General features: G+C 44.2%; 16 protein-coding genes. 4 read left to right on the forward strand and 12 right to left on the reverse strand.

All coding sequences use genetic code 11. The annotated features are described in order from the left end of the window. Positions 1–144: 144 nt before the first annotated feature. The 7 genes from HFM85_RS02455 to HFM85_RS02485 form a co-directional block, all read right to left on the reverse strand. The gene (locus HFM85_RS02455) at positions 145–366 is read right to left on the reverse strand and encodes an HPr family phosphocarrier protein (RefSeq protein WP_119240480.1); all 222 of its coding nucleotides are present in this window, start codon (positions 364–366) and stop codon (positions 145–147) included. 144 nt (positions 367–510) lie between these two features. After that, positions 511–1,797 carry a tyrosine-type recombinase/integrase gene (locus HFM85_RS02460; RefSeq protein ID WP_173738652.1) on the reverse strand — a complete coding sequence of 429 codons (1,287 nt, stop codon included), beginning with the start codon at positions 1,795–1,797 and terminating at the stop codon, positions 511–513. A gap of 191 nt (positions 1,798–1,988) precedes the next feature. Next, the gene (locus tag HFM85_RS02465) at positions 1,989–2,873 is read right to left on the reverse strand and encodes a structural protein (RefSeq protein ID WP_173738653.1); all 885 of its coding nucleotides are present in this window, start codon (positions 2,871–2,873) and stop codon (positions 1,989–1,991) included. Between the two features lie 99 nt (positions 2,874–2,972). Further along, a complete protein-coding gene (locus HFM85_RS02470; RefSeq protein ID WP_173738654.1) occupies positions 2,973–3,458 on the reverse strand; it encodes a hypothetical protein in 486 nt (161 codons plus the stop codon). A 94-nt stretch (positions 3,459–3,552) separates the two neighbouring features. Continuing rightward, positions 3,553–4,032, reverse strand: coding sequence for a hypothetical protein (locus tag HFM85_RS02475; RefSeq protein ID WP_173738655.1), 480 nt, complete (start codon positions 4,030–4,032; stop codon positions 3,553–3,555). 75 nt (positions 4,033–4,107) lie between these two features. Then, entirely contained in the window at positions 4,108–4,623 is a 516-nt protein-coding gene (locus HFM85_RS02480) for a hypothetical protein (RefSeq protein ID WP_173738656.1), read from the reverse strand. 1,405 nt (positions 4,624–6,028) lie between these two features. After that, positions 6,029–8,347, reverse strand: coding sequence for a DUF927 domain-containing protein (locus tag HFM85_RS02485; protein WP_173738657.1), 2,319 nt, complete (start codon positions 8,345–8,347; stop codon positions 6,029–6,031). Positions 8,348–8,610: 263 nt separating this feature from the next. Between HFM85_RS02485 and HFM85_RS02490 the strand changes: the two genes are divergently transcribed. From HFM85_RS02490 to HFM85_RS02505, 4 genes are all read left to right on the forward strand, one after another. Further along, positions 8,611–9,351 (forward strand): hypothetical protein, encoded by a 741-nt coding sequence (locus HFM85_RS02490; protein WP_173738658.1) that lies wholly within the window; start codon positions 8,611–8,613, stop codon positions 9,349–9,351. Between the two features lie 43 nt (positions 9,352–9,394). Next, positions 9,395–9,622: a hypothetical protein gene (locus tag HFM85_RS02495; protein ID WP_173738659.1), complete on the forward strand. Its 228-nt coding sequence runs from the start codon at positions 9,395–9,397 to the stop codon at positions 9,620–9,622. 683 nt (positions 9,623–10,305) lie between these two features. After that, positions 10,306–11,253 carry an ArdC-like ssDNA-binding domain-containing protein gene (locus HFM85_RS02500; RefSeq protein ID WP_173738660.1) on the forward strand — a complete coding sequence of 316 codons (948 nt, stop codon included), beginning with the start codon at positions 10,306–10,308 and terminating at the stop codon, positions 11,251–11,253. After that, positions 11,254–11,478, forward strand: coding sequence for a hypothetical protein (locus HFM85_RS02505; RefSeq protein ID WP_173738661.1), 225 nt, complete (start codon positions 11,254–11,256; stop codon positions 11,476–11,478). Between the two features lie 431 nt (positions 11,479–11,909). On the opposite strand, the gene HFM85_RS02510 is transcribed toward HFM85_RS02505, so the two are convergent. From HFM85_RS02510 to HFM85_RS02525, 5 genes are all read right to left on the reverse strand, one after another. Beyond that, a complete protein-coding gene (locus HFM85_RS02510; protein WP_173738662.1) occupies positions 11,910–13,400 on the reverse strand; it encodes a CAP domain-containing protein in 1,491 nt (496 codons plus the stop codon). A 115-nt stretch (positions 13,401–13,515) separates the two neighbouring features. Continuing rightward, a complete protein-coding gene (locus HFM85_RS16400) occupies positions 13,516–13,638 on the reverse strand; it encodes a hypothetical protein (protein WP_274602625.1) in 123 nt (40 codons plus the stop codon). A 10-nt stretch (positions 13,639–13,648) separates the two neighbouring features. Then, positions 13,649–14,620, reverse strand: coding sequence for a DUF5688 family protein (locus HFM85_RS02515; protein ID WP_173738663.1), 972 nt, complete (start codon positions 14,618–14,620; stop codon positions 13,649–13,651). Further along, a complete protein-coding gene (locus HFM85_RS02520; protein ID WP_173738664.1) occupies positions 14,581–16,494 on the reverse strand; it encodes a type IV secretory system conjugative DNA transfer family protein in 1,914 nt (637 codons plus the stop codon). Before HFM85_RS02520 ends, HFM85_RS02515 begins: the two co-directional genes overlap by 40 nt. Next, the gene (locus HFM85_RS02525) at positions 16,491–16,877 is read right to left on the reverse strand and encodes a GNAT family N-acetyltransferase (RefSeq protein WP_173738665.1); all 387 of its coding nucleotides are present in this window, start codon (positions 16,875–16,877) and stop codon (positions 16,491–16,493) included. The genes HFM85_RS02520 and HFM85_RS02525 overlap by 4 nt, the downstream gene beginning before the upstream one ends. Positions 16,878–17,031: the final 154 nt, after the last annotated feature.

The following is a 17,031-nucleotide window of genomic DNA, read 5'->3' on the forward strand; positions in this document are numbered from 1 at the left end:
GCGGAAATCAGCCTTTCTCTTCCAGAGATTATACCATAAAATCCTTGGAACCGTCCCTTCATATAATAAAAAAGGACGCATGTTCTGCTTTTTCTTTCGTGAACTGCGCCCTTTTATTATTGTTTCCCTTTTTTCATATTTTCCTCATCCCACTGCATACTTGGAAAGAACCTGTTTAAATTTCTCGTCCTCACCATAGCATTTCACTGTCAGTGTCTGCGTCAGATCCAAGCTGAGAAGTCCTAAGATAGACTTTGCATCAATAATGATACGATTGTAAAATACATCAATATCAAAATTACACTTGCTGGCTGCGCTGACAAACTCCTGAGCACTTTTCTCGTCCAGTTTAATCTGCTGCTCCATCGTTAACTGCCTGCCTTTCTGAAATAATTGGTATGTGATAGTTTTACACAAAAGTTAAGTTTTTGTCAATACTGTTTATTTCATATCAAACATTTTTCGACACAATGTACAATATTTTTTGTTTTTCGGCCATTTTTTCTTATATTATGCGGGTTTATTCCAATGATGGGGTGTTGCCACAAACGCTGCATTTTTTTGACCCAATGCTTTTTCACGTGAATTTCTACGTTTATAATAAATTGCATGTGTAGTTAAAATACTGCTATGTCCCAGGTCTGCACTAATTTCGCTAATCGGAACCCCATAGTCTTTAAGTGCAGTAGCATAAGTACGTCTACCCGTATGAGATGCCTTATACGGTATATGTATCGCATTACAGAATGTTTCTATTCTTGCATCAATAGCCCTGTGTTTTAGACGAGCCCCCTTTCGTGATACTATAACATGTTCGCTATATAATCCCAAATGGTCATTACGGCGTTTCATTTCTTTAAACCAAAAAACAGCCTCATCCGTCAGGTCTATACTTCTCCTACTAGCAACATTTTTCCCATGATTGATTTGTGTAACATAATTTCCTGTATCTACATCTCTATAATTGACATAATTTTTATTAATAGTAAACGTTTTCTTTTCAAAATCAATATCAGACCAATCTGCTGCCAGTAATTCACCTATTCTACATCCAGTTGTAGCAGATAACATAATAACGGCAGAAAATCTATATTTCTTATGTTCATTCCATTCTTCTAGTGATTTTTTCCGAATAATGCATAATTCCTCGTCAGTCCAGGCTTCCTTTTTGTATTCATTAACAGCACACAAATTAGCATTGATTTTTACATAACTCATATAATTTGTATTCATATATTCCCGCATAATAGCATAATGCATCACCTGAGATACTAAAGTTTTTATGTTTTTTACCGTTCTATATGCAAGTTTTTTATGATACAACGTTTTAATATAGTCGTCACAGTCAAATTTTTTTATCTTTCTTAATGTCAGATTAGAGAACTCGGTATCTTTAAGATGATTACGATAGATGGAATCATACCTATCCAGTGTTGTTTCATTTATCTCACCTTTCTTTTTTCTAAGCCATTCTTCACACACATCTTGCAGAGTCATATTTTTATCATATGTCCCTACCACCGATTTTTCTATGTAATCATAAAAATTTTTTAGGCACTCCGCCTGTGTACTGCCACTGACTTGTGGCCTTTTAGGTCCACCTGGAATAACATATTTTCCCGGAATATTACATACATATCCTTTTCTATTTTTTCTCTGTGTAAGTTTTGGTGCTTTTATGCCATATTTATTCATGAGAGCCTCCTTAATTGTTTCTATCTGGGCTCTCTCTACGTCCTCGTTATTAATTATAGCAGAATCTAATAACTTTTTCATCATTTCAACAGTAAGTTCCATAAAAGTTGCCTCCGTTCTATTGTTTGAAGACAACATGCTGAAAAAATGGTATGGCCTTAGTTTTTTGCGAGTCTTTTTTCAAAATATCTATGAACACATCTTTTAATGTAAATAAAAAAGAACCGGTATAACCCGGCTCTCTATTTAATACGGTACAGAGAGCCCGTTTCCAGGCCCTCTGTGCCAACTTTTTATGATGCCTTGCCCTTCCTCAGTGCTTCCCTGAGTTCCTTTTCTGCCTCGTATGCCTGCTTGTAATGATTCCGTGCATACAGGTCTTCAAAGGTCCGGATATTGCTTTCCAGCATATGTTCCACCCACAGCCACTCTTCCAGGGTAAGGGATATCACATTCCGGATTTCCCCTTCACGCTCCTTTGCTTTTACATTCAAAAGGCCTTTTTCCGTCCTCGCGACCGGTGCATAGTAATTCCGGATATCAATTTCTACCGGCTTCTCAGAGGCTCCGTCCCAACGGATAGAGATTTCATACACAAAGTATTTATCGCCGTGTTTCCGCCGGATAAGGGGCCTCATGCCGGAACTGTAGACCGTCTCTGCCTGGAATCCAGCCTTGGATTCCTCCGCATCCAACTGTCCTGCTTCGTATAGTCTCAAGGCATCCTCGATTGCTGTTATCTGTGCCGCGTTCCTTGGATACCTGCCTAAATTGCTCTCAAGCCAGTTCTTCTGGTTGATTAACAGTCTCTTATTAGTCTGTGCATCCTCCAGGAGCAGTGCTGCCGGAGTCTTTCCTTTTAATGTTCCTGCATTAATCGTAGTCGTGTATGCCGGGCTCTTTGACGGCTCAGATTTCTGTTTCTGTACCGATAACATATCCCGGAGGCTCAGGTTCCGGATTTTCTGGAAGATGGCCGGAAGTTCATTTACCGGCACATTGGCTGTGGCCGGTCTCTTTTCTTTGCTGATAAGGACAAATTTAAAACGGCTGAACGTATCGTGATGGAAGGTCAGCGGCTCGCTGCCGTCCTTGCATTCTGGTATGGTCAACTCATTCAGCACAAAAAATGTCTGGTTTTTCTGGATACAAACGCATTCTTTTGGATTCTTCATCATAATATAATCTCCTTTTTACGTATAAATTTTGGTATGTAACATTTTTATCCGGGCAGGCCGTCTGTGCAGCCTGCCAGTGTCTTTACCGGTCTATAACTCTTATCGGACCAGGATAGTCGTGAGCACCCGTTTCCAATTCAGCCCAAGGTGGCAGATACCCCATACATAGACCTCCAGCCTTGCGTTGTAATAGACCAGTTCCTCGGATTCATCCAGCAGTATCCTTGCCCCTTCCTCTGGCACCTGGTAATACTCACACGGCTCTATGACCTCACATCTCGTTGTCAGCAGTTCTATGTCTTTCTCCCACCTGGAAGTGTCCTGGTCCTCTTCGGCCCCGACAATCATCGCCTCCAGTTCCCGGACTCTTTCCATAGCCATTTCCGAACCATAGGCCTCACCCTCGCTGTCCCTGAAATACAGGTCATCGCCATTTACCAATTCCCAGGTCCCCTCATCTTCGGCATCGATGTCGTAGTATTCTGCGTCAACTGCTTCTGCCGCAGCAAAATAGTCTACGAAGCCTGCCTTTATCGCCACAGGACTGAGTTCCGCTCCGTGCCAGGTAGTATGTTTCTGTTCCATATGTAAAATCTCCTTTCGTCCTGATTCCTTACCGGTTGTATCATCTATATGTCAAAAGAATCATCCCGTCTGTTTTTTTTGCGGGTCCATCTTTTCATCGGGAGCAGGCTGCCGGGCCAGCCCGCCCCAGTCTCCAGATATCCGGGCCATTCCACATCTTATCTTTATTCCGATACCGGATATCGTTTCTTTTCAATTCTTCGCCAACATTCCATCCCAACTGACAGATTCTCACGCTCTCTTCCGGGTATTCCAGCAGTGCTTTTCCCCATACCCTCATGAACTCTGTATTGGCCTCCCTGACGGCAGCCAGTTCTTGTGTGCATTCCTTATCAAGCCGTTTCTGGCTTTCCTCCATGACCTCTTCCTCTGACAACATGTTCATCATTTTGCCCTGCTGTACCAGTTCCTGCATCCTGTCCAGCATCATAGCCATCTGCGTGTCTTCTACAATCTCCTGAGCCTTCTTTGCAAACACATGATATCTATCCCTTACCATATCATAGGCCTTCTGGATTTCCTTTCTGCATTTCAGGTTTGTGATGTCACTGTAAACTTCTCTTAATGGTCTCATATCGGTATCTCCTTTCGTGGTGTAAAACCCGTGTGTCTTATCCTTTACGGGCTCCCCAGAAGGGGAGCAGGCCGGTCACTCAGCCTGTCCTGGTCTTTCAAGTGGGATTTCTGTTAATAAACAATTCCATGCAGTCCCATAAGTGGTGATTCCCCATACGAACATATCCAACTCCGGATTGAAAAATACGGTTTCATCGGTCTCTTCCATCAGCAGTTCTGCGCCTTTCCTGGATACGATATAATACTGATAGATTGTATTTTCTTCCGGCCGGTCAAGGCTCTCAATATCTGCTTTCCAGGCCTCAATCGCTGCATTCTGGTCTTCATCAGCCTCTTCAATCATCTCTTCCAGTTCCCGGATTCTCTCCAGGGCTTCTTCATTGGTGTATTCATTCCCATCGGTATCGAAAAATGTATACAGTGAGCCGTTCACTATCTGCCAGGTCCCCAGGCCACTGGCAACCGTCTTTTTGATAATTTCATTGTTAAGCACTCCGCCAACTACCTGTGACAGTGTTTCCATGTCCACCCTGTTGTTCTCAAAACCATATCTGCTTACTTCTACTCCATAATAAAATCTGTTTTTCATATGTATTCTCCTTTTCAAATTTCTATATTGACTGCTGTTCTCCGCAACTCTTAATCGCTTACATATATAACCTGCTGGAAAAACGATGCGGGCGTGCAGATTTTTGTTGATTTTTCTTAGCCCTTGTTGTGCCACGGCACATTTCCGGCATCCGCATGACGGAATGTTCTTATGTCTTCATGGATTTCACCTCCCGGTTTTCTCTTTTCCCTTCCGTTATCCTTTATATGTTCAGGAAATCCTGAGGCGTATTTTTTTGCGGATTATTTTTCGGCTGGTGAAAATGACATCGGAGACGGCTGAAACGCGGGAAGATTTGCGGGCTGGATAGGATTTGAGAACCGGAGGGCAGGAGCAGAAACAGAGGATGCGGCTGGACGCATTATGGCATCGGGAGGGATGTATGGAAGAACGATTGGCTGGGAACGGCGGCCCTGGGATGGTGTGGACCAGCGGCAGGGAAGAAGTACAGTGATTGTAGCGGGCAGGTCATGACAGGTTGCCGCATCGGTAGCGGCGATATATGAGGGCAGGATGCGGCAAGAATGGCTGCGATATGTTAAAGGCATCGGGAAATGATTGACGAAGCGTGCCAGCAAGGACTCCTGGACCGGCCTGTGATGGCGGCTGTAGATGAAAAGAGCCTGGTGCGGCCTGATGATGATGGATGCGGACAGGACCTATGAAATAGATTAGATTTATAGATGTGCCGTATACGATTGCCAGATATGATGGTTCTTGTGGCCGGTGGGCTGGAACGGGATAACGCCCGGGGAGTTTCTTATATATAAGAAGGTTTACGGCGTCAGGCGGGACTGTATGCCTTGTACTCATCAACACCTGTGGGAGCATTTCGCCTTACCCGGACGGCCTGTTCCCATAGACAATTCCACTGGCAGACTTGGAATTACTGGCGGCCTGCGCCGTTGTCAGGTTATCCCTACCGGATGGCTGTGGTTCTCTGGCACGAAAACCAATTCTGCGGCTGTGATACAGTACCGGTTCCCCGATAACTTATCGGCTGCGAAAGTGTTTTTTCGTATATGGCCTCATATCCTACCGGTGCCAGTATCTTACCGGTATTCCCAATCCCTCCCAAGTCATTCCCATCCATATCTGGGAATATAAATCGTTTGTTTTATCTAAATACAGTATAAGTTCATGTGTTTATATACCATATATTGTATATATTTATTATAATATTCTAAGTTTCCCAGATTCCCAGATAAAAAGACATACTCTATATGAAGAAAAATAAAATGAATAAATAAGTTTTTCTCTTTTTATTTTTTCTGTATAGAGCCATCATTTTCTCCTGGGATTGCTGGAAATCTGGGAATCTTTCTCTGTCGCCACCAATTCGCCCGCAAAAAACGCCCTGGCGTTTATGCCAGGACGTCTTCCTTTAATCAAATGGGATATCTTCATCATCCATTTCTACTGTCTGAAATTTAATCTGTTGCAATTCCGCCACTGCTGACCCGGTTGTCCGTTTTTCTTTCCTCTCCGATGGCTGTTCCTTCTCCACCTCATAATGTGGCATCTTTAACTTTATGACCCTCTCAGCCCTGCCAGTCCTCAGAGAATTTGTTTTCGTCTGGTTTGTATCCTTATCCGAATATAATAATCCCCGGTCACGCATTTCCTTATAAAATAAATTCAGGTCCAGGTCTGACTCCTTCGCCCATTTTTCCAATATATACGGAAAGATTGATAAGGTTTCTCCAGACTCTGTATTCTTTTTGTCATTCGCCTTATAAATGCCCCAATATTCCCCTCGGATATCCTCTGGGTCAGTGAATCCTTCAATTTTTCCAGGGCTGCTTACACATTGGGAAATAATGCTTCTGTAAAATCTCATGTACTGGTCCACATCATCCGACTTGACCATGATATCCAGCAATTCCTCATCTGTGAACTCACTTCCATTCTGAAAGAGAAATTCCGTTGCGATTTCATATGCAGTGAGCAGCACCGCAATGCTGGTCGCCTGTCTGCCCTCTCTTCCATTGTCCCGTGCTAATTTCCTTGCTCTTTCAAGATTTTTCCCATTCCTTTTAATGATTTCTTCCTGGCCGAGTTCTTTTACTTTTTCTACAAATTCCCGTCCACAGAATCCATAATTGTTCTGAAAAAATGCTATGATGTCTTCTATGTTCTCAAGGTCTGGATATTTCTTTTTGTCAAGATACGGCAATCTCTCCGTCACCTGTTTTGGAATCACTCTGTAAACACTGCCATTTGTTGTCCAGCCCATTGTTACGTTCTGTTCAGAACTTACGAGGGCTGTTAATTTGAACTTGTATTTTTTCTTTTGTTTCATATCCTTCGTTGCCCGGTTGCGTCCACGCCCGCTCGCCAGCATCATGACTGTCTGCTGAAATTTTCTCTTTTTCTCCTGGTCCCCTTTTGACATATCATCCATGATTATAGGAAAATTGTTTAAAGTATCCGCGGAGATTTCCAGATAAGCCTGTGTATTATCGGAATCAATCAGAATTCCTCCGTCATCCATACTGCTAAAGATTGTCGTTACGATAGACAGAGTCGCCGTTTTTCCATACCCTGACCCACCATATAAATCAACTACAAAACTGTCCTGTTTTGGTAACATCGGCAGTATCACAGAAGAAAGGACCGCTGCTGTTGCTAATTTAAAAGGTGCATAGTCAAGTGCCAGGATTTCCTCGAACTTCTTATACCATGCAGTACGATTTCCATGTGCTTTCAGGGCTTCCATCAATTCCGGCATATCATTTTGTCTTTCAAAAACAAAATCCTCCGTTGTATATGGAAGGAAGTTTTTAAAATCCTTATCCCACCCTAATTTATTCAATGTGTTTACGATTCTAAGCATTCCTCTCCTGGAAGACTCTTTTAACATGGATGCCATAAAATTTGTGCACTGACGGGCATTATCGCTCGTTACTCCTGCCCCGCTATTGCTCAGTGTAATAATCTTATTTGCATTTGCTATCACTTCACGCTCAACAGTTGCTGTCTGCCATCCTTCCTCACTGCCAAATTTCAACTCAATTCTGCGCGTCGCTCCATCTGCATTATCCAACGGACGATACAGTTTTGTCACAAGAATCGGATACATACAGGCTTCAACCCTTTTCATGGTATTGCCGCTCTGCTCAAATTTTCTTACCCCATCATCATCGGCAATCCATTCGGTTCCTATGTACATGTTCTGGCATCCTTCTGGCAGGTTTGAAAACTGGGTCTTGTTTCCTTCTGCATCTTTCCGGGCTTTCTCTTCCTGTTCTTTTATCCTTCTTGCCTGTTCCTCTTTCGCCTTTTGTTGTTTTTCTCTTTCTTTTGCCTCTTTTTTCGCTACTGTACAATTTTTTTGGAATTTATGGGCCAGGGCCGTTCCGCCTAATTCCTTTGCAAGCATCTCTAACTGATACTGTACTTCATTCCGCCTAATCTCTCCACAGTCTACACTAAACAAGATTCGGTACATATCCGAATCACCGAACTGCTCCGCTCTTGTCACACATCCGATTTTTCCTTTTTTGAAGCAATCGCAATACAGTTCTGTGTAATCCTGTAATCCGGGATTCTCCGGTATTTCCTTTTTATTCATTTCAGACGGTTCTGCCTGTGGAACGGCTGCGTTTTGCCCTCCTTTTATCATATTTATGATTAACGCCTGCATTTCCGGCGGCAACTGGTTCAGCATTGCTGCTACATCTATGTTTAAATTCTCACTCATAATCTTCTCCTCCTGTTCTTTCATGAGATAAAATCAATATGCGTAAAAATCATGTTGATAGTTTGTGGTTTCGTGATTTATTTTTATAATACGCTTCGTGCTACGTTGTGTCAACATATTTTCGTAAATCCGTTTATACTTCATATTTTCTTTATTTTTACGCGTACTACATTGTACAACTATTATTTGTATTGATTTACGCACTATCATATGCTACAATGTACTCACCAAGTAAAAAAGTACTGTGAAAGGAACAAAAACTTATGGAAAATACCCATTCATGGACTTGTGATAATGAAATCGGGACCACTCTTCCCCAATATGCGAACAGCCAGGGAATCACATATGAAGCGGTCAGACGCCAGGTTATTAAATATCAGGATAGTGACCTCCTGGGCCATATCCAGATAAGGAACAAGACTAAATACCTGGACGACTTCGCTGTAGAATTTCTAAACGAGCACCGGAGACCTCAGGCACAGATTGATAGCGATGCCAACAACATTGCGGAACAACTCAAAGATATGCTCATTTATGTTAAGGAGAATAAATCTAATCCCCAAAAAGCCCACCAATTTCAGCCTTTCAAGGATTACATTTCCAATACTCCCGAGGATGCCTTCGCACAGGAAAACCATGCAGCCACCACACCTTCATCAAAGGAAACATCACCCCAAGCAAACACCAAGCCCTTAGACGAATCCATATGGATGCCATTGCACAAGGCGTCCCCTGACCGTCAACTGATTGCTCTACAGACCGAAAATGAACTTCTCAAGAAACAACTTTCAGATTTACAGAACGCATACAACAAACTTCTGGTAGAGACCAGCAATTTGACCGCAAAAATTTATTATGCTGAGAAAAACGCAGACAATGCAGAGAAGAACTCCAAGCGGTGGTATAACCTTGCGCTTGAATGTATCAAGACCTTTAACCAACAGCAAGCCCAGGATTTCAATGCTACAGAGTCGGAGGCTCCTAGCGATGCTACAGAGGATTGATTGGATAAGATAGAAACACCATACTAATATTTGAGGGACCACCATGGCTGCATTTACAAAGCCACCATTGCAGTGTTTTCTGCAAAACACCATCCTGGCATTTGTGAAGCCACCATACCAACACTTCCAGAACCACCATCGCTGCATTTCCGGGACCACCATCACCGAACTTCCGAAAGCACCATCACCGCGTTTCCGGGACCACCATCTTTACCAAGATTTCAAGATTATAACAGCCGGAACGACTGCCGATACCCCTAAAAAAGAATGATTTTCTACAGATTTATTAAGAGGAAGGGCGCATATACTCACCATTATTATGGTGTACTATCCACCACCTCCGGCTGTGTCTATCCCTGCCGTCTTCCAGCCGTCACCCCAGAACCGTTTTCAAGACCAAAAACAGGATGATTCTATTGTAAAAAGTTCTTGTGATATTTCACGATATGTGATGCAGATGATTCCCGATTTCACATTTATCGGTATATTGATTTTCAGATTTGCATATGATATAATGCCAGTAGGCAAAAGGTAATTATTAAACGCTTATAGCAAAGAACGAAGCCCCCGGCTGTACTTGCACTACAACCGAGGGCTTCTTCTTGTTTTTTAGGATGGTCAAGTATCCATCAGGCTATTGTTGTCCTAGTCGTTCCTATCTAGCCATTTGCAGATGAGATGGCAAGTCACACCTGCCGCGACGGTAACGATAAAGGTAATTATTATTTCGCTTATAGTTCTCACCTCCTCCCGTTGCCGGGTCTCGGTTGGACAACGAAGCGATTATATCATACCTTAGACCAAAACGGAACCTTTCAAAATACATATTGCTACCCAAATCTGTCCATCTCTTTTTCTTCTCCCATCCCTCCACACCAAAACCCGCAAATTTTTTTATCCCCACCATCTTTTCTTCATATTAATATTACCCAAATCCAAAGGAGGCAATATTATATGAAAAAAACAGATAAAAAACAATCCAAATCCAGGCAGGAAGCCCTGAATGAACTGACTGCGGGCCTGGAGCAGTCCATCAAAGATTTTATGGATGGGGACAAGTACAGGGCTTTTCTTTCCAAGATGTCGCACCTCCACAATTACTCGTTGAATAACCAGATTTTGATTGCCAGACAAAGACCGGATGCCACGCTGTGTGCAAGTTATACCTGCTGGAAGTCTCTGAACCGTCAGGTCAAAAAGGGAGAATCCGGAATCCAAATCATCTGCCCCTCATCAATCAAATCCCAATCCTTAAAAGACGTAAGAGATGAAAACGGCAGACCTGTTACTCTTCCCGATGGAAGTGTCAAGCAGGAAGTTGTTGAAAGAATCATTCCGTTCTTTAAGGTTGGATATACCTTTGACATCAAGCAGACGGAAGGTGAACCCCTGCCGGAACTCTGCCACAACCTGGAAGGCAGCCTGAGCGACAGGCAAAAGCAGATAAAAGATATACTCCTAGATATCTGCCCGGTTCCGGTCCGCTTCCAAGCAATATCCGGGGATGCAAATGGATATTATGACCTCATCCAAAAAGAAATCGTCATAGACAGCAGCCTTTCCGAAGCACAGTCTCTCAAGACCCTGATTCATGAAATGGCCCATGAAAAACTCCATTCGGCAGACCTTCCGGATAAACACACCGCAGAGGTGCAGGCAGAATCCATTGCTTTTGTTGTCTGTCAGTATCTCGGCCTGGACACTTCGGAATATTCTTTCGGCTATATTTCCAGTTGGAGTTCCGGCAAAGACGTAAAGGAACTGAAAGCCAGCCTGGAGACCATACGCAGTACTTCAAACGAGATGATTGACGCAGTAGAACAGAAACTTACAAAAGCAGAAAAACCGGTCCAGGCTATAGCCGAAGCCGCAGAGACCGTACAAAAAAGGAGGTGCAGATAAATGGATGCGATTGAACAGCAACTTGCAGAAATAGAACAGTTAAAAGCAAAACAGGCTCTTCACCGCCAGCAATTAGCAGAGAACCGCCAGCGTGCTCTTGAAAAGAAAAACTACACAAAACGCCTGGTTGATATCGGAAAAATGGTGCTGGAGATTCTGCCTGATGCTTCTTCTATGAGCGAGGTGGAAATAAGAGAAATTTTAGAAAAGATTTTAAGCAAGTAGTAGGTCTTGTGGGCGTTCGCTTGGAAGCCGCCGGGGTGGTGGACTGAAAGACTGCCGGGCAATCAGTGTGATGGCCAGCAGGACAACAAGCCTGGCCGCGGTTTTCACGCCCGTCGATAACGACATTTTAAACGGTCCTTTCTTTGGTTACTGTAAACAATTTGCTGTTGTAAAGAAAAGAAACGTTAAAAATAAAGACAAAAAAATTTCAAAAAAGGCTCTCCCCACCGGAAAGGGTGGTGAGAGCCTAAACTGTATCGTTCAATTAGAGGAATCGGAATTGTCAACCAATCTCATTTTTGCGGGTAAATATTTTTGTTTTTAAGCCGTCGTATGCAGGGAAGGATACACATTTGTAGAGCTTAACTTTGCTGACAAATTATCAAATAACGCACCGCCATACGGTGGTGCGTTTCTGTGTATTTATATCATCAATAGGATGAATTATTGTCTGTCCAATTGGCTTTTAACGTTTGACTATCATACATATGAATTTTATCTCGTATTCCTCCTTCAATCTCAGTACTGTCGAAGATAGTCCATTTTTCAAATGTAGCGTTTGCTTTTACTGGTTTAGTTATATCCTTCGCATATAGCGTCATCCCTGCCGGCACCTGTATTGTGTATTTTTCAGCATTATCTTTATCCGGAAAATATCCGCCATTAGCATCGACTGTTAGCGTGAATTTCTGGTCAGGGTTTTGTGCAAATACCTGGACCCAAAAGCCTTTATAATAGCCAACTCCTATATGAGTAGCGCGTTTGTCTATCAGTGTAACTAGATGTCCTTTGCTTTCTTCCCATAATTCGACTGCTCTTTCAGGACTGCTTCCAGTTGTAATATTTTCACCTAAAATATTACCTGCGCCAGCCGCATGGTAAGCTGTGGCATTATTTGTTCCATCTGGTCTTTGATGACTAAATTTTGTGTAAATTTCTTTTGCTCTTACAGCGGCTCCGGCATCCAAAGCCGCGCTTTCTTTTACTGCATTCTTCCCATATTTCTTTCTTACTTTATTTGTTAACCGGATAACTTCTTTTATATCTTTTTTTACCTGTTCCGGGCTTTCTGGGTCAGGAGTAGCAGTAGGTTTTGGAGTAGCCGTCGGCTTTGGTTTCTGTGTCGGTTTTGGAGTAGGTTTTTTCGTCGGCTGCGGTGTGGCGGTAGGCTTTTTCGTTGGTGTTGGTGTTACCGTGACAGGAGGCTGAGACGGAGTTACAGTAGGATTTAAAACTGTCTTTTTAGGGACTTTAACTTTAGCTCCGTCTTTATAATATCCACCATAAGTTTTGAATGTTTTATTATAACCTTTTACGATATAATAATAAGTTTTGCCCGCCTTAATCGGATATTTGCTACTGGATTTGTGAACATATTTCGGTGTCTTCGCACTTACGCTTTTAATCTTTGTCCATTTGCTTGATGCTGATGGACGGTAATAAACAACGTAATTTGTGGCATTAATGGATTTCGTCCATGTCACAGTCACCTGTTTATAACTGTTTGCTTTCGCGCTGGCCCTTACGGTAGACGGCACGGCTGGGATGGTGACGGTCTTACCTTTCTTGTCGTAAGAACTCCATTTCTTTCCATACTTATTGTACGCTCTAACCGTGTAGGTGTACTTTTTACCACCCTTGAGCGGGTACTTCTTAGAAGATTTGTGAGTGTACTTCAGATTTTTACTGCTGATAGTTGCCAGCGTGGTCCACTTCTTCGCACCGGCCTGTTTGTAATAAATCCGGTAAGAAGTGGCATACTTGGACTTTTTCCAGGTGACTGTCACGGAGTTTTTAGCAGCCGCAGCCTTCGTTACAGATACTGCCGAAGGTGTCTTTCCGGATGCAGCGAATACCGGCATAGCCATCACCAATACCAGCAGGACTGCCAGGAAACAACTAATTATCCTCTTTCTTTTCATCCTGTTTTCCTCCTGTCTGTTTCATAGATATACCATTATTTTACTCCTGCCCTCCCCCTTTGTAAATCAACCAGCCACATTTTCTGCATAAAAAATGAGAGGCATTTTGAGCCCCTCACATGCTTTTCCGCCCTTCTATCAGCCTTCCGTCCCCGGTCCTCACATCCACCTGGAAAAATCCCGGCCTCAGTTTCAGATATCTCCGGACGGCCTCTGTCAGGTTTTCTTCTTTTCCCATATCTCCCTCCTTACATCGTCCATTTGTGATGCTTTACCTTGTCTACGGTTTCCGATACTTTTTGGACATCTTCCCTGGCAACGGATAGTTTCCTGCCGTCATAACGGAAGACTTCGTAAGAGAGCAGGTCCTCCGGCTCTACCGTGGACAGGTTCACCTCTTTTACCGTCTCTTTCATCTTTCCGATGTCCATATCCTCACTTTCCCTTACAACCATGACCTCATGGATGGAACTGGGGAGGACATAATAAGGCTCACCAAGTTCTTCACACACCTTCTGTAAAGCCTCCGGGCACAGCATCACATTGGCACCGTTTACTTTTTCCTGGTTTGTCAGGACATAGAGCGGGGATTCCTGGGCGAGCATCTCTTCCATCACTTCCCTCTGTATCTCTGTCACTTCCCCCGCTTCTATCTGCCTTTCCAGTTCCTCCCGCAGGATATCAGCAGTATTCCGCAACTGGAACTCCTGCGCTGCCGTGTTTTTATATGCCTCGGCCAAAACCTCACTCTGGCCCATCCGGAATAACGGCAGGCTGTCTTTCGTCACACGGAAGGAATATAGCAACGCTCCCTCCTCGGCTACCTTACAGCGCACCACTGCCGCCATATCCTCCACAGAATCGTATACCGCATTTTCCAGGAGTGCCCTGTTTGCATCCGCATTCACCAACTGGATGAACAGTCCTTTCCGGAAGTCCTCCGCGGATGGCAGGTCCGTGATTTCCGGCAGGGCTGTCCTCTTTTCCTCTACCAGGCCCGCTGCGTATCTCCCGATATCCGCCATACTCTCCCCGGATGCCAGCATCCCTGCATAATCGTCCGGATATATGACCAGGGCATGTTTATCCCCTTCATGCCTGCAACGTAATCCATCCCTGGGGCCGTTTACTTTCGGGACTGTGATGGGCTTTACTTCCCACTGCTCCCCCAGGCTCTTCTCTATTGCTTTTTGCAGTCTGATTTTGTCTTCTTTTTCCATTTCTCCTTTCCTCCTTCATACTGGCGGTGGATAGACTCCCTCAGGGTCTCATATCCTTTTTCTGCCAGCCGCATTATTTTTTCTCTACAATCCTCCGGCCGTTCCGGAAGGATTGGCATTAGTCTTTTTGTTTCTTTTATTTCTTCTTTTCCTTCTATCCCCATAGCCTCCTGATTATACCGCTGCACCTTCTCAGACATCGGCCCCAGGACGGCATCGTTGAAGTATGAGCACTTCCTGGCTTTGCAATACCCGTAATCTGCGGATATGATAACGACCTCATCCTGTTTCACCAGCCTGGACAAATCCGAAGGCTCCAGGATTGGCTTGTCTTGGTATGAAATGCTGACGCTACGGTTCTTCCCGGAACCGCTCCAGGTCGTCTGCCTTTCCTTGTAAGTGCCAGCCATCCCACAGATGGTCTTGGCTGTGGAAGGACTCCGTACATCCAAACAGACCAGATATGCACTATTGGCAATCATCGACTGGATATCGGCTTTCGTATAAGCGTTTTCCAGGGCTTCAAAACTCTGGGTTATCAAAATCAGGGTGATGTTCCGACTTCTTCCAGTGAGCAGTATTCCTGAATGTAAATATGGCACAGGGCACCGGGCACAAATCCGGGCCATCTCATCAATCACGACCATAACTGGCCGGCTCCCTTCCGGCCTCTTTATCAGGCTACCAAACACCTGGGCGATAATAAGGTTTACCAAATTGTAGTACACTTCCAGTTTTTCCTCCGGGATGGCCAGAAAGACTGCCCTTCCTTCCTCAAGCATCTGCGGGTTTGCCTGCCGGGTATTGGTCTCCATTCCATATCGGATATCTTCATCAATAAAGATTTTTAAAGACTCCTGCTCCTGCTGGACGATTCCCGACATCGTATCCTCCGCAAGGTTCCGGAACGAAGAAAGAAATTTCGTCTCTGTAGCCCTCGGTGCTGCCCCGTCCAGTAATTCCTCCACCAGTTCTTTTGCATCCCTGGACAGTATCTCGTTTACCAGTTCTGACAAGTTGTGTATCTTTTTCTGCTTATACAGGCCAACCAGTTCTCCGACCAAAAGCGAGCGGCCCGACTGTTTCCAGAACTGGTCTGTATCCTTGGCAGATATGGGTATCAGGCTGTTTGCGATTTCCTCCATAGTCTCCCGAATATCCTGGTCCGTGGCCCGTCCTCCTTTGTGGTTCAGGAGATACAACGCATCCCATCCCCATTTCCCCCGGTCCTGGAAATCAATGATGACCACATCTTTCGCATCCATCCTTCGGGACTTCCGCCAGAGTTCTCCTTTGATGTCAACATAAAATCCACCGGCATTCTGGCTGGCCAGCAATAACGGGATGACCAGGGCAGAGGACTTGCCACTGCCAGACCCACCAATCACGAATACATGGCCATCTTTATAATGTGCTGCATCCATCGGCTTGCACAGATACTTCTGCTCTTTTTTGAAATATCCTTTCTCTGTCCTTCCAAACACCACGCCCTGTGGCTGGTCAAAAAGGAAATCTTCCGCAATCCCTGGGTACATCGCCTTTTGCTTTAACGGGCTTGAAAATTCATTAGGCTTTTCGTGGAATACATCCTCTATACTGAAATCCTTCTTTCCGGCCGCAGCCTGCCTCTGGTTCTCTGACCATACATAGACAGACGGCAGGAATGATAAGACAAACAGGATGAGGTACGACACATCCCCGCCCAAAACTTTCTGAAAGAACAGGATTAACCCCGCCATCGCAAAAGGCTGGAGCCAGATTCCGCTGAAAAAGATACGGTTTATCCATTTCCATATATCCTTTTTCATCCCAGGACGGGGATTTTGTATCTCCGTCCTCAGATATTTCCAAACCCGGTACAGCCAGTCTTTCATGGTTCCAGGACCTTCCTGGCAATCGTTTTTTCCGAAATCTCTTCAAAGCCATTCTTCTTTAAAAAATGCTTCTTCTGTTTCCCGGTATGGATGTAAACAGATGGATACCCCCTCTTCCTGGCGAAATCCTCTATCACGCCCAGCAGGTACTCCCTTGCCTTGTTATCACCTGCATCCAGGGAATGGATGAACAAGGCTTTTTCTCCTTCCATCACCGGAAAATTGACGACTGCCGTGGCTGCCGGCTCCGGTCTCCCGTCAGCCTCCAGATTAAGAGATATGTAATCATCCTGAATCTCACTACCGGCCGTGGCTGACCCCTTATAGGTGAGCAGGACCCGCAGTTTCTGGTCTGTGGCCCCTGCAAGTTGCTTTCCTCTCATGTTCTCAACTCCTTATGTTTTATTTTCGTTGATAAGGTTTCTTCCTTACCAGCACTTACAGTATGCAGAAAAAAAGAGAAGATAAAAAACAGAATGAAAAAAATTTTATCCTGCCCCGGATTCTCCATATTGAAAAATAAAAAACGAGGTGATT

The sequence above is a fragment of the Blautia schinkii genome (assembly GCF_013304825.1).
Taxonomy (GTDB): Bacteria; Bacillota; Clostridia; order Lachnospirales; family Lachnospiraceae; genus Blautia_A; species Blautia_A schinkii_B.

Bases quoted from the DNA above. Each gene is read 5' to 3' on its own strand.
- HFM85_RS02480 (WP_173738656.1), bottom strand. From the start codon at position 4,623: ATGAAAAACAGATTTTATTATGGAGTAGAAGTAAGCAGATATGGTTTT.
- HFM85_RS02495 (WP_173738659.1), top strand. From the start codon at position 9,395: ATGGCTGCATTTACAAAGCCACCATTGCAGTGTTTTCTGCAAAACACC.
- HFM85_RS02520 (WP_173738664.1), bottom strand. From the start codon at position 16,494: ATGAAAGACTGGCTGTACCGGGTTTGGAAATATCTGAGGACGGAGATA.
- HFM85_RS16400 (WP_274602625.1), bottom strand. From the start codon at position 13,638: ATGGGAAAAGAAGAAAACCTGACAGAGGCCGTCCGGAGATATCTGAAA.
- HFM85_RS02510 (WP_173738662.1), bottom strand. From the start codon at position 13,400: ATGAAAAGAAAGAGGATAATTAGTTGTTTCCTGGCAGTCCTGCTGGTA.
- HFM85_RS02465 (WP_173738653.1), bottom strand. From the start codon at position 2,873: ATGATGAAGAATCCAAAAGAATGCGTTTGTATCCAGAAAAACCAGACA.
- HFM85_RS02490 (WP_173738658.1), top strand. From the start codon at position 8,611: ATGGAAAATACCCATTCATGGACTTGTGATAATGAAATCGGGACCACT.
- HFM85_RS02505 (WP_173738661.1), top strand. From the start codon at position 11,254: ATGGATGCGATTGAACAGCAACTTGCAGAAATAGAACAGTTAAAAGCA.
- HFM85_RS02460 (WP_173738652.1), bottom strand. From the start codon at position 1,797: ATGGAACTTACTGTTGAAATGATGAAAAAGTTATTAGATTCTGCTATA.
- HFM85_RS02485 (WP_173738657.1), bottom strand. From the start codon at position 8,347: ATGAGTGAGAATTTAAACATAGATGTAGCAGCAATGCTGAACCAGTTG.
- HFM85_RS02455 (WP_119240480.1), bottom strand. From the start codon at position 366: ATGGAGCAGCAGATTAAACTGGACGAGAAAAGTGCTCAGGAGTTTGTC.
- HFM85_RS02515 (WP_173738663.1), bottom strand. From the start codon at position 14,620: ATGGAAAAAGAAGACAAAATCAGACTGCAAAAAGCAATAGAGAAGAGC.
- HFM85_RS02500 (WP_173738660.1), top strand. From the start codon at position 10,306: ATGAAAAAAACAGATAAAAAACAATCCAAATCCAGGCAGGAAGCCCTG.
- HFM85_RS02470 (WP_173738654.1), bottom strand. From the start codon at position 3,458: ATGGAACAGAAACATACTACCTGGCACGGAGCGGAACTCAGTCCTGTG.
- HFM85_RS02475 (WP_173738655.1), bottom strand. From the start codon at position 4,032: ATGAGACCATTAAGAGAAGTTTACAGTGACATCACAAACCTGAAATGC.
- HFM85_RS02525 (WP_173738665.1), bottom strand. From the start codon at position 16,877: ATGAGAGGAAAGCAACTTGCAGGGGCCACAGACCAGAAACTGCGGGTC.